Origin of the sequence: Microbacterium sp. MYb66 (genome assembly GCF_002979435.1) — a bacterium.
Classification (GTDB): domain Bacteria; phylum Actinomycetota; class Actinomycetes; order Actinomycetales; family Microbacteriaceae; genus Microbacterium.
In genome coordinates, this window is the sequence record NZ_PCOV01000006.1 from 24,967 (window position 1) to 43,836 (window position 18,870).

At 68.3% G+C, this 18,870-nt stretch carries 19 protein-coding genes and 1 tRNA gene; 9 read left to right on the forward strand and 11 right to left on the reverse strand.

Features of this window, described 5'->3' with window-relative positions; genetic code table 11:
* Position 1: 1 nt before the first annotated feature.
* From zwf to pgl, 3 genes are read left to right on the forward strand one after another with little or no spacing between them, the layout of a single operon-like run.
* Positions 2-1,552 carry a glucose-6-phosphate dehydrogenase gene (zwf, locus tag CQ045_RS12795; RefSeq protein WP_105724299.1) on the forward strand — a complete coding sequence of 517 codons (1,551 nt, stop codon included), beginning with the start codon at positions 2-4 and terminating at the stop codon, positions 1,550-1,552.
* Positions 1,549-2,484 (forward strand): glucose-6-phosphate dehydrogenase assembly protein OpcA, encoded by a 936-nt coding sequence (locus CQ045_RS12800; protein ID WP_105724301.1) that lies wholly within the window; start codon positions 1,549-1,551, stop codon positions 2,482-2,484. Before zwf ends, CQ045_RS12800 begins: the two co-directional genes overlap by 4 nt.
* 5 nt (positions 2,485-2,489) lie before the next feature.
* Positions 2,490-3,269, forward strand: a complete 780-nt coding sequence (gene pgl, locus CQ045_RS12805) for a 6-phosphogluconolactonase (RefSeq protein ID WP_181156555.1) — start codon at positions 2,490-2,492, stop codon at positions 3,267-3,269.
* Between the two features lie 33 nt (positions 3,270-3,302).
* Here the strand turns inward: pgl and CQ045_RS12810 are convergent, their stop codons facing one another.
* On the reverse strand, positions 3,303-4,406 hold the full coding sequence (locus CQ045_RS12810; RefSeq protein ID WP_105724305.1) for a DMT family transporter: 1,104 nt from the start codon (positions 4,404-4,406) through the stop codon (positions 3,303-3,305).
* Between the two features lie 62 nt (positions 4,407-4,468).
* Between CQ045_RS12810 and def the strand changes: the two genes are divergently transcribed.
* Both def and CQ045_RS12820 read left to right on the forward strand, forming a co-directional pair.
* Complete coding sequence (gene def / locus CQ045_RS12815; RefSeq protein ID WP_105724307.1) at positions 4,469-5,035, forward strand: peptide deformylase; 567 nt, start codon at positions 4,469-4,471, stop codon at positions 5,033-5,035.
* A 48-nt stretch (positions 5,036-5,083) separates the two neighbouring features.
* Positions 5,084-5,587: a septum formation family protein gene (locus CQ045_RS12820; protein WP_105724309.1), complete on the forward strand. Its 504-nt coding sequence runs from the start codon at positions 5,084-5,086 to the stop codon at positions 5,585-5,587.
* A gap of 59 nt (positions 5,588-5,646) precedes the next feature.
* On the opposite strand, the gene CQ045_RS12825 is transcribed toward CQ045_RS12820, so the two are convergent.
* From CQ045_RS12825 to dusB, 5 genes are all read right to left on the reverse strand, one after another.
* Positions 5,647-5,722, reverse strand: a tRNA-Asn gene (locus tag CQ045_RS12825).
* A 97-nt stretch (positions 5,723-5,819) separates the two neighbouring features.
* Complete coding sequence (locus CQ045_RS12830) at positions 5,820-6,593, reverse strand: ATP-binding cassette domain-containing protein (RefSeq protein WP_105724311.1); 774 nt, start codon at positions 6,591-6,593, stop codon at positions 5,820-5,822.
* A gap of 36 nt (positions 6,594-6,629) precedes the next feature.
* Entirely contained in the window at positions 6,630-8,489 is a 1,860-nt protein-coding gene (dnaG, locus tag CQ045_RS12835; RefSeq protein ID WP_105724313.1) for a DNA primase, read from the reverse strand.
* Complete coding sequence (locus tag CQ045_RS12840) at positions 8,489-9,874, reverse strand: deoxyguanosinetriphosphate triphosphohydrolase (RefSeq protein ID WP_105724315.1); 1,386 nt, start codon at positions 9,872-9,874, stop codon at positions 8,489-8,491. Before CQ045_RS12840 ends, dnaG begins: the two co-directional genes overlap by 1 nt.
* Positions 9,864-11,018 (reverse strand): tRNA dihydrouridine synthase DusB, encoded by a 1,155-nt coding sequence (dusB, locus tag CQ045_RS12845; RefSeq protein WP_105724317.1) that lies wholly within the window; start codon positions 11,016-11,018, stop codon positions 9,864-9,866. Before dusB ends, CQ045_RS12840 begins: the two co-directional genes overlap by 11 nt.
* 59 nt (positions 11,019-11,077) lie before the next feature.
* Between dusB and CQ045_RS12850 the strand changes: the two genes are divergently transcribed.
* Positions 11,078-11,572 (forward strand): glutathione peroxidase, encoded by a 495-nt coding sequence (locus CQ045_RS12850; RefSeq protein WP_105724319.1) that lies wholly within the window; start codon positions 11,078-11,080, stop codon positions 11,570-11,572.
* Here CQ045_RS12850 and CQ045_RS12855 read toward each other — a convergent pair.
* A complete protein-coding gene (locus CQ045_RS12855; protein WP_105724321.1) occupies positions 11,569-12,255 on the reverse strand; it encodes a DsbA family protein in 687 nt (228 codons plus the stop codon). The two genes, CQ045_RS12850 and CQ045_RS12855, sit on opposite strands and share 4 nt — an antisense overlap.
* A 68-nt stretch (positions 12,256-12,323) precedes the next feature.
* Here CQ045_RS12855 and CQ045_RS12860 point away from each other — a divergent pair, with 68 nt between their 5' ends.
* Positions 12,324-12,935, forward strand: coding sequence for an AAA family ATPase (locus tag CQ045_RS12860; RefSeq protein ID WP_105724323.1), 612 nt, complete (start codon positions 12,324-12,326; stop codon positions 12,933-12,935).
* On the opposite strand, the gene CQ045_RS12865 is transcribed toward CQ045_RS12860, so the two are convergent.
* Positions 12,875-13,678: an isoprenyl transferase gene (locus tag CQ045_RS12865; protein ID WP_105724325.1), complete on the reverse strand. Its 804-nt coding sequence runs from the start codon at positions 13,676-13,678 to the stop codon at positions 12,875-12,877. The two genes, CQ045_RS12860 and CQ045_RS12865, sit on opposite strands and share 61 nt — an antisense overlap.
* Positions 13,675-14,418: a DNA repair protein RecO gene (gene recO, locus CQ045_RS12870; protein WP_105724327.1), complete on the reverse strand. Its 744-nt coding sequence runs from the start codon at positions 14,416-14,418 to the stop codon at positions 13,675-13,677. The genes CQ045_RS12865 and recO overlap by 4 nt, the downstream gene beginning before the upstream one ends.
* 34 nt (positions 14,419-14,452) lie before the next feature.
* On the opposite strand from recO, the gene CQ045_RS12875 reads away from it, so the two are divergent.
* Positions 14,453-15,151 carry a trimeric intracellular cation channel family protein gene (locus CQ045_RS12875; RefSeq protein ID WP_105724329.1) on the forward strand — a complete coding sequence of 233 codons (699 nt, stop codon included), beginning with the start codon at positions 14,453-14,455 and terminating at the stop codon, positions 15,149-15,151.
* Between the two features lie 153 nt (positions 15,152-15,304).
* Here CQ045_RS12875 and leuA read toward each other — a convergent pair whose 3' ends face one another.
* Entirely contained in the window at positions 15,305-17,059 is a 1,755-nt protein-coding gene (gene leuA / locus CQ045_RS12880) for a 2-isopropylmalate synthase (protein WP_105724331.1), read from the reverse strand.
* 197 nt (positions 17,060-17,256) lie between these two features.
* Between leuA and CQ045_RS12885 the strand changes: the two genes are divergently transcribed.
* A complete protein-coding gene (locus CQ045_RS12885) occupies positions 17,257-17,901 on the forward strand; it encodes a hypothetical protein (RefSeq protein WP_258131060.1) in 645 nt (214 codons plus the stop codon).
* A 3-nt stretch (positions 17,902-17,904) separates the two neighbouring features.
* Here the strand turns inward: CQ045_RS12885 and CQ045_RS12890 are convergent, their stop codons facing one another.
* Complete coding sequence (locus CQ045_RS12890; protein ID WP_105724636.1) at positions 17,905-18,861, reverse strand: NADP-dependent oxidoreductase; 957 nt, start codon at positions 18,859-18,861, stop codon at positions 17,905-17,907.
* Between the last annotated feature and the right edge of the window lie 9 nt (positions 18,862-18,870).

An 18,870-nucleotide genomic window follows, 5' to 3' on the forward strand; every position in this document is an offset into this window, starting at 1 on the left:
GATGTCTGTTCCCATCTCGCGCGGGCACAACCCGCTGCGTGACCCCGATGACCGCCGTCTCAACCGGATCGCCGGGCCCAGCGCCCTCGTGATCTTCGGCGTCACCGGAGACCTCTCACGCAAGAAGCTGATGCCCGCGGTCTACGACCTCGCCAACCGCGGCCTGCTCCCCCCGGGGTTCGCCCTGGTGGGGTTCGCCCGCCGGGACTGGGAGGACCAGGACTTCGCACAGGTCGTCTACGACGCCGTCAAGGAACACGCTCGCACCCCGTTCCGCGAGGAGACATGGACCCAGCTCCTGCAGGGCATCCGCTTCGTCTCGGGCGAGTTCGACAACCCCGATTCCTTCCGCAAGCTGCGGGAGACCATCGAGAAGCTCGACGTCGAACGCGGCACGATGGGAAACCACGCGTTCTACCTGTCGATCCCGCCGAAGGACTTCCCGCTCGTCGCCAAGCAGCTGAAGGACTCCGGCCTCGTCGGTGAGAACAGCGACGATGACGAGCGCTGGCGCCGCGTCGTGATCGAGAAGCCGTTCGGGCACGATCTCGAGTCCGCTCGTGCGCTCAACGCCGCGCTCGAGGTCGCCTTCCCGGCCGACTCGATCTTCCGCATCGACCACTATCTCGGCAAGGAGACGGTCCAGAACATCCTGGCGCTGCGCTTCGCCAACGAGCTGTACGAGCCGATCTGGAACCGCAACTACGTCGACCACGTGCAGATCACGATGGCCGAGGACATCGGCGTGGGCGGGCGTGCCGGGTACTACGACGGCATCGGCGCGGCGCGCGACGTGATCCAGAACCACCTGCTGCAGCTTCTCGCCCTCACGGCGATGGAGGAGCCGATCAGCCTCTCGGCCGCCGACCTTCGCGCCGAGAAGGAGAAGGTTCTCGCCGCGGTGCACGTGCCCGAGGACCTCTCCCTCGCCACGGCTCGCGGTCAGTACGACGGCGGGTGGCAGGGAGGCGAGCAGGTCACCGGTTTCCTGGCCGAGGACGGGATGAACCCCGAGTCGACAACGGAGACCTACGCCGCCATCAAGCTCGAGATCGACACGCGCCGCTGGGCAGGCGTGCCGTTCTACCTGCGCACCGGCAAGCGGCTCGGGCGCCGCGTGACCGAGATCGCCGTGGTGTTCAAGCGGGCACCGCAGCACTTGTTCGGTCGTGGCAACGCGTCAGAGCTCGGCCAGAACGCACTCGTGATCCGCGTGCAGCCCGACGAGGGTGTCACCATCCGCTTCGGCTCGAAGGTCCCCGGCAGCGGCTCCAACGTCCGCGACGTGACCATGGACTTCGGCTACGGCCACGCGTTCACGGAGGCGAGCCCCGAGGCGTACGAGCGCCTGATCCTCGACGTCCTCCTGGGCGACCCGCCGCTGTTCCCACGGCACGAGGAGGTCGAGCTCTCCTGGAAGATCCTCGACCCGGTGGAGAAGTACTGGGCCGCCGAGGGCGGTCCGGTCGAACAGTACGCGCCCGGCTCGTGGGGACCGGCATCCGCCGACGACCTGCTGGCCCGCGACGGACGAGTCTGGAGACGCCCGTGATCATCGACCTTCCCGACACGACCGTCAGCCAGGTCGCCAAGCAGCTCGTCAAGGTGCGCGAGGAGGGCGGCGCCGTCGCCCTCGGCCGCGTGCTCACCCTCGTGATCTCTGCGCGCAACGGCGTCGCAGAAGCAGCGATCGACGCCGCGAACGACGCGTCGCGCGAGCACCCGATGCGAGTGATCGTGCTCACCACCGGTGAGGGCGACTCACGCCTCGACGCGCAGATCCGCGTCGGCGGCGACGCCGGAGCCAGCGAGGTCGTCGTCCTGCGGGCCTACGGAGATGCCGCCAGCAACGAGGAGAGCCTCATCACGGGTCTCCTGCTTCCGGACGCTCCGGTGGTCGCCTGGTGGCCCGAGGAGGCCCCGTCCTCCCCCGCGACGTCGCCTCTCGGCCGCATCGCGCAACGTCGCATCACGGATGCAGCGACCTCCCCTGACGTGCGCGACCGTCTCGCACTGCTGGGCCGCACTCACGCGCCGGGAGACACGGACCTCGCCTGGACCCGTCTGACCCACTGGCGCGAGCAGCTCGCCGCCGTCCTGGACCAGCCGCCGTTCGAGCCCATCACGGGTGTCGAGGTGCGTGGTGCTTCCGCTTCCCCGTCCACCGCCCTGCTCGCCGCCTGGCTGCAGATGGCGCTCGACGTTCCCGTGCGCTGGTCGTACGAAGACCCGGAGCACTGGCAGGAGGGCATCAAGTCGGTGCGCCTGTCCCGCACGTCGGGAGACATCCTGCTGGAGCGTCCCTCCCCCGGTATCGCGATCCTCACCCAGCCGAACCAGCCCAACCACGATCTTCACCTGCCGCGGCGCACGCTGCGTGAGTGCCTCGCGGAGGAGCTGCGTCGACTCGACCCCGACGTCCTGTACGGTCGAGTCATCACCGAGGGCTGGGAGAAGCTGGGTCCGCCCGAGACAGGAGAGTGACGTCGATGACGACATCGTCCGCCGAGAAGCGGGTCGTGGTGGAAGCCACTCCCGCGGCCCTCGCCACCCGCGTCGCCGATCGATTCCTCACACGCGTCCGCGCGCGAACCAGGAACGGCCGGATCGCCCACATCGCCCTCACGGGCGGCTCGATGGGTGGTGCCGTCCTGCGCGCGGCGGCCACCGACCCGCGCGCGGCCGAGATCGACTGGTCACTCGTGCACTTCTGGTGGGGCGACGAGCGGTTCGTGCCGCGCGACGACACGGATCGCAACTCCCTGCAGTCGCGACAGGCATTGCTCGACCACATCCCGGTTCCCGCCGAGAACGTGCACGAGGTCGCCGGTCCTGACAGCGGATTGACGCTCGACGAATCGGCAGCGGCCTATGCCGCCGACCTCGCGCGCTTCGGCACCGACGAGAACCCGTGGCCGTCCTTCGCCGTGTGCTTCCTCGGCGTCGGGCCCGACGGCCACATCGCCTCGCTCTTCCCCGACCGCGAGGAGGTCACGGTGACGGATACCGCGGTCCTGGCCGTCCGCGACTCCCCCAAGCCGCCGCCGGAGCGCGTCACGCTGACGCGACCGGTGCTCAATTCGTCGAAGCGGGTCTGGCTCGTGCTGACAGGTGCCGACAAGGCGTCCGCACTGGGCCTCGCACTCGCCGGCGCGAGCTACACGAGTGTGCCCGCCGCCGGAGCCAAGGGTCGCAAGCGCACGGTGATCTTCGTCGACGAGGCCGCTGCGTCCGAGGTCTCCGCCGATCTCATCGACCAGACCTACTGACCGCAGCATCGCTCCCGGTCCTCGCTCGCGCGGCTACTGCTGCTCGGTGGGACCGGGCCGCCTCGGCGGACCGTCGCCGTCATCCGGGCTCTCAGAGCTCTCCGGATGTTCCGTCGCGTCGACGGCCGTCGTCCGCGAGGAGGAGGCTTCTGCGGACGGGCCCTGTCCCGACGCCGCCGGCGTGCTCCCGCGCTCGATTCCCAGCTCCTGGCTGTCGCTGAGCACCTGCGGGTGGTAACGGGCGAGTCCCACCACTCCCCACACGGCGATGGCTCCGGCGATCGCGAAGATCACCATGACCCACGGCGGTGCGGCCGCGGCCTCGCCGAGCACGACCATGCCGATCAGAACCGCGACGAGCGGATCGACGACGGTGAGGCCGGCGATCACCAGGTCAGGCGGGCCCGAACTGTAGGCGGTCTGCACGAAGTACCCGCCGACCGCGGCCGCGGCCAAGAGCGCGAGGACGCAGATCGCGGTGATCCACTCGAACTGGCCGGCCTCGATGCGCTTGATGATGACTTTGGCGAGAGTGGCGACGAAGCCGTAGAGCACACCGGCGCCGACCACGTAGAACAGCGCGCGCATGCGGTGACGGAGGATCAGCCAGCAGGCTCCGAGGACGATGATCACGACCAGCAGGAGAGCCAGGATCACGAAGAGCTCGCGCTCCGTCACCTCCTGCTCCGTCGCGTAGATCGCGGCGAAGAAGACGAAGAGGAAGATGCCGCCGACGCAGCAGGCTATGGCTGTGAGCGATTGTCTCGTCGGACTGTGACCGGAGACTCTCGCGTTCAGAAGCGTCGTGATGACGAGTGCGATGGCACCGAGCGGCTGGACGACGATCAGCGGCGCCTGGACGAGGGCCGCGAGCTGACAGACCACCGCGAGGCCGAGCATGAGCGTTCCGACGAGCCAAGAAGGCCGAGTGAGCAGTCGTTTCAGCTGGTCGAAGCTCAGGCCCGATGCCCCGTCAGCACCGCTGAGGCGCTCGACCTTCTCGACTCCCCGGTGCTGGTACTGCGCACCGAGCGACATGAAGACCGCTCCGGCGAGGGCAAGGGGGATCCCGAGCAGGATGCCGGGGTTCTGGAAGGCTCCCACGAGCTGATCGCCGACCTGTTCGGCCCCGTTCATCCACACCCCAGCAGTCACGCGTATGAGCCTACCTGGCGAGCACCGCCGACTAGGGTTGTGACGTGGCTGTACTTCCGATTCGCATCATGGGCGACCCTGTCCTGCACTCCCCCGCATCCCCCGTCGAAGAGATCACCGACGACGTCCGAACCCTCGTCGCCGACATGTTCGAGACGATGGACACCGCACCCGGCGTCGGACTCGCTGCCCCGCAGGTCGGCGTTCCGCTGCGGATCTACACGTACGCCTACGTCGACGACGACGATCAGCCCTGGCGCGGGGTTCTCATCAATCCGGTCCTCTGGATGGTGCCGCTCGAACCGGGAGATCCCGACCCGGACCTGGAGTCCGAGGGCTGCCTCTCCTTCCCCGGCGAGCGATTCCCCCTGCGCCGCTCCGAGCGGGTGCACGTGACGGCTACCGACTTGGACGGTCAGCCGATCTCGATCGACGTCGACGGCTGGCGCGCGCGCATCATGCAGCACGAGTTCGACCACCTCGACGGCATCCTCTACGTCGACCGTCTCTCCGACGGCGACTGGAAGACCGTGCAGAAGATCGCCCGCAAGCGCGGATGGGGCCGCCCCGGAGCGAGCTGGATGCCGGGCGTGGACGACCTCGAGGGCTGAGGCCCTCCCCCTGCACACCGCATCTTCGCGACGCGGAGGAAGACCGACATGATGACACTGCACCCTCGATACGCACTGCTGCTGGCCGGATGCGCGGTGGCGCTTTCCGCAGCCCTCGCCGGCTGCAGCGCCGTCGAGACCGCTCCGGGCAGTGGCTCGACCCGCGCAAGCGAGAGCGCAAACGCGACGCCGACGTCCGAGGACCCGCTCGCCCCGGAGACGGGCGATTGCCGCAACGAAGGCTCAAGCGGCCTGCCCTCCGACGCCGAGGTCGTTCCCTGCACCGAGCCGCATGACGAAGAGGTCTTCCACACGATCACGCTGACCGGGTCGACTTTCTCGCAGGAGATGGTCGACAGCGCCATCACGGAGTGCGTCGGCGATCCGTTCACCGCCTTCGTCGGCGTGAGCAAGGCGGAATCCTCCCTCGACGTGTATCCCTTCACCCCGACGAGCGAGACGTGGGATCAGGCCGGAGGCCGCGTGGTCTCGTGCGTGCTGTTCGATCCCGCCGGCCCCGTCGAGGGAAGCCTCGAAGGCTCCGCACGCTGAGCCCGGCGCACAACCGCCGGGAACGAGAAAGGCCCCCTCCGTGGAGGGGGCCTTTCCGTTGGCTCCCCGGCTTGGACTCGAACCAAGAACCTGCCGGTTAACAGCCGGCTGCTCTGCCAATTGAGCTACCGAGGAATGTGCTCCGCTGAGCGGGCAACTCGACAAGCTTAGCAAACTCCTGACGGTGTTCGTGACACCGGGCCGCCCTTCGCGGATGCCGGGCGTGTCGGGCTCAGCGCCGCGAATCCGACTCCGCATTCGGCACCCAGAGCAGGTCCTTGCCGACGCCGCGGGCCACGACATGACCGCTGCGGAGCATGAGCGTCTCGGCGTTCAGCTCACGGATGAAGGCCGCGTCGTTGGTGACGAGCAGCGCCGCCATCGACTGCTCCTTCCGGCGACGTGTGATCGCGTCGAACACCACCGGCCGCACTTCGAGATCGAGATTCGCGAGCACCTCGTCGGCGATGAGGACCTTGGGCTCCAGAACGAACGAGCGGGCGATCGCCACACGCTGGCGCATGCCTGCGCTGAGCTCGTAGGGGAACTTCGCCGCTGTGCCCAGCGGAAGGTGCAGCTCGTCGAGGAGTGTGGCCACGCGGATCGAGAGCGCCTTCGAGTTCACGCGTCGCTCGCGGATGAGGATCGGCTCGGCGATCACCTCGTTCACGGTCAGCCTCGGAGGCAGGTCGGCGCCGGCGCCCTGTGGCACGAAGCCGGTGCGGTAGGTGAGGATCCGATGCTTGCGGCCCGGACGACGCACGTCCACGCCGCACACCTCGGCCCGCCCGCCGACCACCTTCACCGAGGGGTCGGTGGAACCGGCGAGAGCGGCGACCAGAGTCGACTTCCCCGACCCCGTGGGGCCGGCGACGCAGATGAGCTCACCGGGGGCGAGAGAGAAGGTCACGCCGTCGACGGCTCGGGTCGGCATCCCGTGACCGATCCTGTCGATCACCAGATCCGAGCAGTCGATCGCGTTCGGGGACTCGGGCCTGCGGGACATGTATCCATCCTGCCCTCTCGACGGCACCGGTCGAGGTTACGACTCGGCGAAGCGCTGACGCTCCGCGTCGATGTCGCGCAGACGCATCCGCAGCGCTCGGCCGCCGTCCGAGTCCGCAGGCACCCGCTGCACTGCGCCGAGGAGCTCCTGTTTCTCATGCTCGAGTCGCCGGAGGATGAGCCGCCGGGCGAGGTCGGCCACGGTGGCCACGGCACGCTCTTCGTCACGAGCAGGGAACGGCGTCATCAGCAGCTCTCCCGCGAGCGAGCGGTACGGCTCGCGGACGCTGTTCACAGCCTCCGTCACCCACCCGGCTCTCGTGCGATCGGGGGCGGATGCCACCGCCTCACGCACCGCGTCCAGCCCCGGCGTGCGGAAAGGAGCTTCGAGGGCCCGGCTCAGGAGCGCCTGGTCCACCTGGTGGCCGTACTGCAAGGCCCCCATCAGTGCGTCCCGTTCCACGGCGACGTCGGGGCTGCGCGGGAGACTCGCGAGCGTGACCGGGGCGACGACGGCCACCCCCGTCGCAGGATCGATCTGGGGGGCTTCACGACGCACCGGCTGCGGGCTCGACCCGCCACGGGCGGCCCGCTCGACTTCGCTGCGCACCTCAGTCGGGTCCATCCCGAGCCGGCGTGCGAGAACACGCTCGTAACCCGGCCGCAGGAGCTGGTCACGGATCTCGGCCACGATCGGCGCCGCGGCGCGGAGCGCACCGACCCGCCCCTCGACCGTGGAGAGGTCGAAACCGCCGAGCTTGCGGTCGATCGCGAACTCGAACATCGGCTGCTTCGTGTCCATCAGCCCGCGAACCGCCGCATCACCGCGCTGGAGGCGCATGTCGCACGGGTCGAGTCCGTCGGGCGCGACTGCGACGAACGTCTGCGCGTTGAACCGATCGTCCTCCGTGAAGGCACGCAGGGCGGCCTTCTGACCGGCCTCATCGCCGTCGAAGGTGAAGACGACCTCGCCCGAGGCGTTGTCGTCGCCCATGACGCGACGCAGCACCTTGATGTGCTCCGTGCCGAAGGCGGTGCCGCAGGTCGCGATGGCGGTCGTGAGGCCGGCGAGGTGGCAGGCCATCACGTCGGTGTAGCCCTCGACGACGACCACTCGGCGTGGATCCCCTCGTGCGATGTCGCGCTTGGCGAGGTCGAGCCCGTAGAGCACCTGCGCCTTCTTGTAGATGGGGGTCTCGGGGGTGTTCAGGTACTTGGGACCGTTGTCGTCGTCGAAGAGCTTGCGCGCGCCGAAGCCGATCGTCTGGCCGGAGACGTCGCGGATCGGCCACACGAGGCGCCCACGGAACCGGTCGTAGACGCCGCGCTGACCGGTGGAGACCAGACCGGCGTTGCTGAGCTCTTCTCGGGTGAAGCCCTGCGCAGTGAGCGCCTTGAGCATGCCGTCCCAGCCGCGCGGCGCGAAGCCCACGCCGAAATGCGCCGCCGCGCCGGCATCGAACCCGCGCTCACCCAGGAAGCGTCGACCGGCCTCCGCGTCGGGGGTGAGCAGCTGCGCGCGGAAGAACTCCGCCGCGGCGGTGTTCGCTGCGTAGAGCCGACTGCGACCGCTCGTCTCGGGCGCTGCTCCGCCGTCTTCGTAGTGGAGCGTGTACCCGATGCGACCGGCGAGGCGCTCGACGGCCTCGGTGAAACTGACGTGGTCCATCTCGCGCAGGAACGAGTAGACGTCGCCGGACTCCCCGCAGCCGAAGCAGTGGTAGTAGCCCACCTGCTGGCGCACGTGGAAGCTCGGGCTCTTCTCGTCGTGGAAGGGACACAGGCCCTTGAGGGATCCGACGCCCGCGGATTTGAGGGCGACTCGCTCACCGACGATGTCGGCGATGTTCGTCCGCGCTTTCACCTCGTCGACGTCGGCCTGCAGTATCCGCGGCATCAGTGCGCCCCTTCGGCGACGGGCCGCCTCTCGGCGTGTGCCCGGGCGCCGGGACGAGCGTGACGGGGCGTCCAGATGCCGACCTCCGCCGGATCGATCTCGCCCACCAGACGGTTGTGCCAGTCGATCGCGCTCTGATCGGTGAGACTCGCGATCTGGTCCACCACGACCCTGGCACGCTCGGCGTCATCCTCAGCCGCGACGAAGTCGGCGGCGAAAGCGGGCTCGAGCACATCGGAGCCGGCGGACCACAGCGCGTCCGTCGACCAGAGCGCGTCGGCGAGGCGCTTCAACACCCGGCGCTGCTCTTTGTAGACGCCCTTGCGGGCTTCGATCGTGACGATCGCCTGACCCATGATGCCTTTGAGGACCGCGATCTCCACTTCGATGACTCGCGGCACGATGACGTGGGCGTTGTAGCGGACCAGCCCGGTGCTTCCGTACGCCTCCTTGGTGGCGGCGACCGCGGCCTTGGCGAAACGCCCGATCAGGTCGCTCGTCAGGTTCTTGAGCCGGGCGAGCGCCTGGCGGGAGCGGTCGAAAGACGCCAGCCACATCGGCTGGGACGCGAGACGATAGAGCGCGTCGGCGAGCTCGTCTCGCGTGAAGTCGTATCCGACCCACTGCTGGATGCGGCCGACGAGCGCGTCATGCGCGTGCGGGTCGGCGAGCTGGGCGACGTCGACGTAGCCGTTCACGATCGCGTCCTCGAAGTCGTGCACGGAGTACGCGATGTCGTCGGAGAGATCCATGATCTCGGCTTCGATGCAGCGCAGACGACCGGGGGCTCCCTCGCGCATCCACCGGAACACGGCCTCGTCCTCGGGGTACACGCCGAACTTCAGCCGCCCCCCGGGGTCCGGCACCGGGCTGTCGACCGTCCACGGGTACTTGCATGTCGCGTCGAGGCTGGCGCGGGTCAGGTTCAGTCCGACCGAGCGGTCGTCGTCGTCGAGCACCTTCGCCTCGAGCCGAGAGAGAATCCGCAGGGACTGGGCGTTGCCCTCGAAGCCGCCGATCGGCTCGGCCCATTCGTTGAGGGCCCGCTCGCCGTTGTGTCCGAAGGGCGGGTGCCCGAGGTCGTGGCTGAGGCACGCGGTGTCGACGACATCGGCCGAGACGCCGAGTGCGACGGCGAGCTCGCGCCCGACCTGGGCGACCTCGAGCGAATGGGTCAGCCGGTTACGCGCGAAATCGGCCGTGCTGGCGGGGCTCAGCACCTGCGTCTTCGCGGCGAGCCTGCGGAGTGCCGCGGAGTGCAGCACGCGCGCGCGGTCGCGAGCGAAGTCGTTGCGCTCGGATCGATGGGTCTCGGCGAAGAAGCGCTCGGCGTCTCGCGCGTCATAGCCGTCGGCGCGCAGGCCGACCTGAGGGTCAACCGCCACTGTTCTCGATCTCCGCTCCACGCATCATCTCGGAGGCGGACGACGCGAGTTCTCGCGACTCCAGCCACTTGTCCGGCAGTGCCGGTCGTTTGGGGTGCCCGGATCGCCCGCGCTGACCCTCGGCATCCGCGCCGGGGTACGGAGCCGTGCGATCGAGACGCCCGAGGAAGTCGTCGATCTCGGCCAGGCTGGACGAGGTCGCCAGACCCGTGCGGATATCGCCGCCGACGGGATAGCCCTTGAAGTACCACGACACGTGCTTGCGCACATCGCGGCATCCGCGGTCCTCGTCCTCGAAGAAGTCGACGAGCAGCTCGGCGTGCCGACGGAAGGCGTCGGCGACGAAACCGAGTGTCGCATCGACCTTCTTGCCCTCGCCTCCGAACGCGGTGGCGAGCTCACCGAACAGCCACGGGCGCCCGAGGCATCCGCGTCCGACGACGACGCCGTCGCAGTCGGTCTGGGCCATCATGCGCACCGCGTCGTCGGCAGACCAGATGTCTCCGTTGCCGAGGACCGGGATGCTCGTCACGGCCTGCTTGAGCTCGCCGATGGCGTTCCAGTCGGCGAAGCCCGAGTAGAACTCGCTCGCCGTCCGCGCATGCAGCGCGACGGCCGCCGCACCGGCGTCTTCGGCCGCGCGTCCCGCCTCGATGAACGTCAGGTGCTCTGGATCGATCCCTTTGCGCATCTTCACGGTGAGCGGCACGTCTCCCGCCGCCTCGACGGCCTGGGCGACGATGTCGGAGAAGAGCTTCGACTTCCACGGGAGCGCTGCTCCCCCGCCCCGGCGGGTGACCTTCGGGACCGGGCATCCGAAGTTCAGGTCGATGTGGTCGGCGTGATCTTCGGCGACGATGATCCGCACGGCCTCGGCGATGGTCTTCGGATCGACGCCGTAGAGCTGGATGGACCGCGGCGTCTCCGACTCGTGGTGACGGATCAACCGCATCGTGGTCTCGTTGCGCTCGACGAGGGCGCGTGACGTGATCATCTCGCTCACGTAGAGCCCGGCGCCGTACTCGCGGCACAGACGCCGGAAGGCGGTGTTGGTGATCCCCGCCATGGGTGCGAGGACGACCGGCACGTCGAGATCGATCGGACCGATGCGAAGGGGGCGGGCGGGGGCGGTGGCGAGAGTCATGTCCCCTCCATTCTCCCAGACGCGGAGCCAGGAGGGATGCTGCGATCTAAGCTGTGAATATGACCGATTCCGCGCTCCGTACGATCCCGTTCACCGACGCGAAGGGCGAGGAGAAGACCCTCGACGATCTCGGTGCCGACGTGGTGCTGGTCGTGAATGTCGCGTCCAAGTGCGGCCTCACCCCGCAGTACGAGCAGCTCGAGGAACTGCAGCGCCTCTACGGCGATCGCGGCTTCACCGTCGTGGGGTTCCCCTGCAACCAGTTCTTCGGCCAGGAGCCGGGTTCGGTCGACGACATCCTCGAGTTCTGCTCGACGACCTACGGCGTCACCTTCCCTGTGAACGACAAGGTCAAGGTGAACGGCAAGAACGCCGCCGAGCTGTACAAGGCGCTCAAGGAGGTCCCGGATGCCGGCGGCAAGGCCGGCCGCGTCGAGTGGAACTTCGAGAAGTTCCTCGTGCTGCCGGACGGAGACGTCCTGCGCTTCCGCCCGAAGCAGAAGCCGGACGCCCCCGAGATCGTCAGCGCGATCGAGGCGGCTCTGACCCGCTAGACCGCAGCGGCCTCCGCCTCGGGCTCCCCCCGCTTCGCCCAGAGGTCGCGGAGGACGTTCTCGAACGCTGCGGGCGGCTGCGCACCGCTGATGCCGTACTGACCGTCGACGACGAAGAACGGCACACCCTGGATCCCGTAGGCACGTGCCTGAGCCTGGTCCTGCCGAACAGCGGGAAGGTACTGCTCGCTCTCGAGTGCCGCGCGGGCCCGATCCGGGTCGAGTCCGACCTCGGCCGCGAGCTCGACGAGGTCATCGATGCGCCCGACGTGCTTGCCCTCGGTGAAGTAGGCGGACATGAGCCGCTCCTCCATTTCGTGCTGCAGCCCCTCGGCCTTCGCGAAGTGCAGCACCTCGTGCGCCTTCACCGTGTTGGTGTGCTGCAGCAGATCGAAGCGGTACTGGAGTCCGGCGTTCGCGGCGACGCCGGTCACGTTCGACAGCATCTGCTCGACCTGCTCCCGCGGCATGCCCTTGTGGCCGGCGAGGAAGTCGATCTCATCGCCGTCGAAGTCGACGGGGGTGTCAGGGGAGAGCTCGAACGAGTGGAAGGTGATGTTGACCTGCGGCGCGTCCTCGTCGGCGGCGACCGCTTCGAGACCCTTCTCGAGGTTGCGCTTGCCGATGTAGCACCAGGGGCAGGCGATGTCGGACCAGATGTCGATGGAGATGGGTTCAGTCACACTTCATCCAACCGCATGGTTCTGTGAGCTATTCCATGGCACCGCGAGGCCGCCGATATGATCTTCGGATGCTCTCCGCCGATGACCCCGTGCCGTTCCGGCCGGAGCGCGTCCTGGTAGCGGGTGTCACCGGATCGGGGAAGACGACGCTGTCCGGTCGCATCGCGGAGATGTGGGGACTGCGCCAGGTCGAGATCGACGGCCTGTTCCACGGAGCGGACTGGATCCCGCGGCCCCAGTTCCTCGACGACGTCCGAACGTTCGCCGCCGAAGACCGGTGGGTCACCGAGTGGCAGTACACGAGCAAGGGCACCGACGAGTTCCTCACCCCGCGAGCACAGCTCGCCGTCTGGCTCGACTATCCGTACCGCGTGGTGCGGACGAGGCTGCTGCGCCGCACGGTGAGCCGCAGCCTCCTGCGGACGCGGATGTGGAACGACAACGTCGAGAAGCCGATCTGGAAGATGTTCCAGGCAGACCCCGAGGAGAACATCCTCGCGTGGCAGACGAAGACCCTGGGGCACTGGGCGGAGCGCATGCCGGGTTATGTCGCACGGTTTCCGCATCTGACGATCGTCCGGCTGCAGCACCCGCGCGAAACGGAGCGGTGGCTGCGGACTCAGGCCGGCGCGTCGGGGACGTCAACCGCTCCGCCGAAGCGACGGTCGCGCGACAGGTAGATGCTGATCGCCCGCCACAGCTCCTCACGGGAGAAGTCCGGCCAGAGCGTATCGAGGAAGACCATTTCGGCGTAGGCCGACTCCCAGAGCAGGAAATTCGACGTGCGCTGCTCTCCGGAGCTGCGCAGGAACAGGTCGACGTCGGGCATGTCGGGCACGTACAGGTTCCGGCGGATCATCTTCTCGCTGATCGCGCTCGGCTTCACGCGTCCTGCCGCGACGTCGGCGGCGATGGCCCGCATCGCGTCGACGAGCTCGACCCTGCCCCCGTAGTTCACGCACATCGTGAGGGTGAGCACGTCGTTGTCCCGGGTCAACTGCTCCGCGTGCTGCAGCTCCTTGATGACGCTGCCCCACAGGCGCGGCTTGCGGCCGGCCCAGCGGATCCGGACGCCCCACTCGTTGAGTTGGTCTCGCCGACGGTGCAGCACATCGCGGTTGTACCCCATGAGGAAGCGCACCTCCTCGGGAGATCGCGCCCAGTTCTCGGTCGAGAACGCGTACACGGAGAGATGCTTGACGCCGGCCTGGATCGCGCCGGCGACGACGTCGAGCAGCACCTCCTCCCCCGCCTTGTGACCTTCGATGCGGTTGAGTCCTCGGCGGTTCGCCCACCGCCCGTTGCCGTCCATCACGATCGCGACGTGCTCGGGAACGGCCGGGAACGCGGGCGGCTGCACGCCCGTCCAATCCAACGGGCGATACGCCACGGCATCCTTGTGCGTATAGGGCTTCGGGCTCACCGCGGTCGATCTCCTGAGTCGTCGGTCACATGGGCGAGCGAGCGGATGCCGCGCTCGAGGTGCCACTGGGCGTAGGCCGAGACGAGACCGGACGCGGCCGCGGTGTCGGACTGCGGAGACGCGTCGATGACGTCCCACTCCCCGGCGATGAGAGCACGGAGCAGTGTCAGGGTCTTGTCCGCGACGCGCGGGCTTCCGGCCGGAGCGCAGTTCGAGCACACCAGCCCGCCCAGCTGTGCGACGAATCGGGCATGCGGACCCGGCGTGCCGCAGCGTGCGCATTCGTCGAGCGACGGCGCCCATCCCGACAGCGACATGACACGGAGCAGGTACGAGTCGAGGATGCTGCGCGCGACGTGCTCTCCGCGCGACAGCGCGCGCAGTCCGCCCACCAGGAGCAGGTACTGATCGGGGGTGGCCTCGGCGTCGCTCAGCCGGTCGGCCGTCTCGACCATGGCGTTCGCCGCCGTGAATCGGTCGTAGTGTGCCGCGATGTCGGTGCCGTAGGAGCCCAGCGACTCCGCCTGCTGCACGATGTCGAGGGAGCGGCCCTGGTAGAGCTGCACGTCGGCGACCATGAAGGGCTCGAGCCTGGCGCCGAACTTCGACGAGGTCCGTCGCACGCCTTTCGCGACCGCGCGGACCTTGCCGTGCCGCCGGGACAGCATCGTGACGATGCGATCCGCCTCACCGAGTTTGTGAGTGCGCAGGATCACCGCTTCGTCTCGGTAGGTGGGCACCCCTCGATTATCCTCTGTACGGGAGAATGGACGCGTGACCGAACCGCTCTTCACCATTCCGCTGTGGGCGGACCTGCTCGGCGTCGGCCTCGGCGGAGTCCAGGGCGCGATGTTCGCATCGGGGTTCCAGGGCCAGCGGCGGCTGGACTGGCTCGGTGTCGCGATCATCGGCATCATGATCGGCATGGGCGGCGGTCTGATCCGCGACATCCTGCTCGGGCAGACCCCGGCCACCCTTCAGAACCAGTGGTACCTCGTCACGGCGGCGGGGGCGGCGCTCCTCGGCATGCTACTCGCGGGCCTGTTCACCCGCCTGAACACGGCGATCGTCGTCCTCGACGCGGTGGTCATCGGCATGTTCGGTGCGTTCGGGACGAGCAAGGCCCTCGCCTTCGGCATCCCCGAGGTGCCGGCCGTGTTCATCGGCGTCTGCGCAGCTGTCGGCGGCAGCTTGCTCCGCGACATGCTGATGGGGCTGCCGACCGCGATCATGCACGTCGGATCGCTCTATGCCGTCGCGGCCGGCGCGGGGTGCACGTTCATCGTCATCGCGGTGGCACTGGGCATGCCCCTCACGATCGCCGCCATCGTCGGCATCGCCGTGACGACGGTGATCCGCATCCTCGCCGTCACGTTCGATGTCTCCCTGCCGGAGCAGCGCCGCATCTACCGACGCAAGGTCGCGGCCGAGACGGGCGCCATCGCGATCGTGAAGCCCAGCGCGGACATCTGAGCCTCTTTCCTGGAGTCGACACCTGTTGTCGGAAATCCGGGAGGATTCCGGCAACAGGTGCCGACTCCGTCTCCTGGTCTGGGCGAAGCTGGCACCCAGTGCCGCTTCAGCCCCGACTTTCCGACGACAGGTGTCACGGAGGGGGCCGGAGGGTCAGACGGCGGCGAGCTCTTCTTGGCGGGTGCGGATCGAGCGGTTGACGCCCGACACGATCGCCTTGAGGGATGCCGTCGAGATGTCGCCGTCGATGCCGACGCCCCACAGGCGCTGGTCGCCGACCTGCAGCTCGACATAGGCCGCGGCCTGCGCGTCGCCGCCGGCGCTGAGAGCGTGCTCGACGTAGTCGTACACCGTGATGTCGAAGCCCTGACCGCGCAGCACCTCGACGAATGCGGCCACCGGCCCGTTGCCGTTGCCGGAGACCGCCACCTGTTCGTCATCGTCGCGCAGCACGACATCGAGCACGACATCGCCGGACATATCGCTGCGGGTCTGCGTCGCGAGCAGTTCGAAGCGGCCCCACTTGGCTGCGGAGTCGTCAGCAGGCAGGTACTCGTCGTTGAAGATCGACCAGATCTGCTCGCTCGTGACCTCGCCGCCCTCGGCATCCGTCTTGGCCTGCACGACGCCGGAGAACTCGATCTGGAGCTTGCGCGGCAGATCGATCGCGTGGTCGGACTTCAGCAGGTATGCGACCCCGCCCTTACCCGACTGCGAGTTCACCCGGATGACCGCTTCGTAAGAGCGACCGAGGTCCTTGGGGTCGACGGGCAGGTACGGCACGGCCCACTCGATCTCGTCGACCGTGACGCCCGCGGCACCGGCGCGAGCCTCCATCGCCTCGAAGCCCTTCTTGATCGCGTCCTGGTGCGAGCCGCTGAATGCGGTGAAGACCAGGTCTCCGGCCCACGGGCTGCGCTCGGGGACGGGCAGCTGGTTGCAGTACTCGACCGTGCGCTTGACCTGGTCGATGTCGCTGAAGTCGATCTGCGGGTCGATGCCCTGCGTGAACAGGTTCACGCCCAGCGCGACGATGTCGACGTTGCCGGTGCGCTCCCCGTTGCCGAACAGGCAGCCCTCGATCCGGTCGGCTCCGGCCATGTAGCCGAGCTCGGCCGCGGCGATGGCCGTGCCGCGGTCGTTGTGCGGGTGCAGAGAGAGGATGATGTTCTCGCGGTGGTTCAGGTTCCGACTCATCCACTCGATCGAGTCGGCGTAGACGTTCGGCGAAGCCATCTCGACCGTCGCCGGGAGGTTGATGATCACCTTGCGGTCGGGCGTGGGCTCGAAGACCTCGATGACCTGGTTACAGATGTCGAGCGCGAACTCGAGCTCGGTGCCGGTGTAGCTCTCGGGCGAGTACTCGTAATAGACCTTCGTGTCGGGGATGGTCTTCTCGAATCGGCGGCACAGCCGAGCGCCTTCGAGCGCGATGTCGATGATGCCCTGCTTGTCGGTGCGGAAGACGACCTCGCGCTGCAGGATGCTCGTCGAGTTGTACAGGTGCACGATGGCCTGCTTGGCGCCGGCGATCGACTCGTAGGTTCGGGCGATCAGGTGCTCGCGCGCCTGGGTCAGGACCTGGATCGTGACATCGTCCGGGATCAGATTCTCTTCGATGAGCTGGCGGACGAAGTCGAAGTCCGTCTGGCTGGCCGAGGGGAAGCCCACCTCGATCTCCTTGTAGCCCATGCTGACGAGCAGCTCGAACATGACCCGCTTGCGCTCCGGCGACATCGGGTCGATCAGTGCCTGGTTGCCATCGCGGAGGTCGACGGCGCACCAGCGCGGCGCCTCGGTGATGCGGGCATCGGGCCAGGTGCGGTCAGGCAGGTGGACATTGATCTGCTCGTGGAACGGCCGGTATTTGTGAACCGGCATCGCCGACGGGCGCTGAGTGTTCTGCATGATGGGGCTTCTTCTCTTCGTCAAGATGGACGGGCCAACACAAGCGCCGCGACGAGGAAGGCCCTAGCTTTAGGACTCGTCGCGGCAGCTAAGAAGAAGCAGACCGCCGAAAGGCATGTGGTCATGCTAGCAGGGATGCGGCATCCGTCACCGACGGTGATGCTGAGACGATCGCGCTGCGGATGACACTTCCCGGTATGAGCACTTCGCAGCGTCGCCTGGCCCTCGCCGCGACATCCGCCGTCGGCCTCCTGCTCCTGAGCGCATGCGCGACGGAGCCGGGAGGCACGGCGGCCCCGTCGAGTACCACCGTCCCCTCGGATCAGCGCATCGAAGACGCGCTCCCGGAGCTGCCGGAAGGGCGGGTGCTCGGGACCGGGATGGTGATCGACGTCGCCGGCGATGCGGTGCTCTGCGGACCCATGATCATGGAGTCCTACCCTCCGCAGTGCCACGGTGTGCCGCTCGACGGCTGGACGTGGGACGGTGTCGACGGCAGCGAGACCAGCGGCGACACGACCTGGGGCACATATGCCGTGTATGCGACGTATGACGGCGACCGCCTGACCGTCACCGATCCCCCGATCATGCTCGCCCTGTACGACCCGATCGCGCCGGAGGATCCGACCGGCGGCGTCGAGGGGGACACGCCGATCGAGGAGCTCACCCGGATCCAGGACGATCTCGCCGCCCGCCTCGGTACCGACGCCAGCGTCGGCTCGGGACAGGGCTACGTCTGGCTCACCGTCGTCTGGGATGACGGCACGATCCAGGATGCCGCCGACGCGGAGTACGGCGAAGGCGTGGTAATCGTGACCTCGGGGCTGCGCGAGATCGACTAGGCGTCAGGGAATCAACGCCAGCTTGCCGCCGGGATGACCGGTCGCGAGGAAGCGATGCGCCTCGGGCGCCTGGTCGAGGGCGAAAGTGCGCGCCATCGGCACGATGAGGTCGCCGTTCTGCGCCAGTGCGATCAGTTCACCGCGCACCTCGTCCCGGAACCGGGCGCTCGCCGGCATGGACCCCGCGATCGCCAGGATCCCCTCAGCGTGCGCTCGTCCCAACGCTGCGATCGTGACGATGCGGCGACGATCGGCGACGAGATCGAGCGACACGTCGACGGCTTCGTCGGTTCCCACCGCATCGAGCGCGGCGGCGATCGGACCCCCGGCGAGCTCATGGACGCGGTCGGCGAGCCCTGACCCGTACTGCACCGGTATCCCCCCGAAGCGCCGCACTTCGTCGAAGCGCGCCTCGCTCGCCGTGCCGATGATCCGGATGCCTCGGAGACGAGCCTGTTGGAGCACGCTCACCCCCACCGCGCCCGATGCTCCGTGCAGCAGGACCGTCTCCCCCGGGGCCGCACCGGTGACGGCGAGCATCTCCGCCGCGGTGGTGCCGACGAGGAGCAGATTCGCGGCCTCCGGATGCGTGAGCGCGGACGGCTTCGCGAACACCTTCTCGGCGGGCACGGTCACCTCGGTCGCATAGCCGCCCTGTACACGGAAGGCGACGACCTCGTCACCGATCGCCGCGCCGCCGGAGCCGATCCGGGTATCCGGGCCGATGGCCGAGAGTTCGCCGGAGACCTCGTAGCCGATGGGGACGGGCAGCTCGACACCAGGTCGGGGCGAGGCGACATGCTTCGCATCGGCGGGGTTCACGCCGGCCGCGTGGACGCGGATCGTCACCTCGCCCGCAGCCGGCGCCGGAACGTCGTGAGTGAGGAACTGCCAGGTCTCGGGTGTACCCCACCTCGGCGCCACCCACTGCTGCGCTTCGACCTTCGCGCGGGGACGCATCGCCTGCGA

Excerpts from the sequence above, each read along its gene's own strand:
- zwf (WP_105724299.1), top strand. The coding sequence starts at position 2 with ATGTCTGTTCCCATCTCGCGCGGGCACAACCCGCTGCGTGACCCCGAT.
- pgl (WP_181156555.1), top strand. The coding sequence starts at position 2,490 with ATGACGACATCGTCCGCCGAGAAGCGGGTCGTGGTGGAAGCCACTCCC.
- CQ045_RS12810 (WP_105724305.1), bottom strand. The coding sequence starts at position 4,406 with ATGAACGGGGCCGAACAGGTCGGCGATCAGCTCGTGGGAGCCTTCCAG.
- CQ045_RS12820 (WP_105724309.1), top strand. The coding sequence starts at position 5,084 with ATGATGACACTGCACCCTCGATACGCACTGCTGCTGGCCGGATGCGCG.
- CQ045_RS12830 (WP_105724311.1), bottom strand. The coding sequence starts at position 6,593 with ATGTCCCGCAGGCCCGAGTCCCCGAACGCGATCGACTGCTCGGATCTG.
- dnaG (WP_105724313.1), bottom strand. The coding sequence starts at position 8,489 with ATGCCGCGGATACTGCAGGCCGACGTCGACGAGGTGAAAGCGCGGACG.
- dusB (WP_105724317.1), bottom strand. The coding sequence starts at position 11,018 with ATGACTCTCGCCACCGCCCCCGCCCGCCCCCTTCGCATCGGTCCGATC.
- CQ045_RS12850 (WP_105724319.1), top strand. The coding sequence starts at position 11,078 with ATGACCGATTCCGCGCTCCGTACGATCCCGTTCACCGACGCGAAGGGC.
- CQ045_RS12860 (WP_105724323.1), top strand. The coding sequence starts at position 12,324 with ATGCTCTCCGCCGATGACCCCGTGCCGTTCCGGCCGGAGCGCGTCCTG.
- leuA (WP_105724331.1), bottom strand. The coding sequence starts at position 17,059 with ATGCAGAACACTCAGCGCCCGTCGGCGATGCCGGTTCACAAATACCGG.
- CQ045_RS12885 (WP_258131060.1), top strand. The coding sequence starts at position 17,257 with ATGAGCACTTCGCAGCGTCGCCTGGCCCTCGCCGCGACATCCGCCGTC.
- CQ045_RS12890 (WP_105724636.1), bottom strand. The coding sequence starts at position 18,861 with ATGCGTCCCCGCGCGAAGGTCGAAGCGCAGCAGTGGGTGGCGCCGAGG.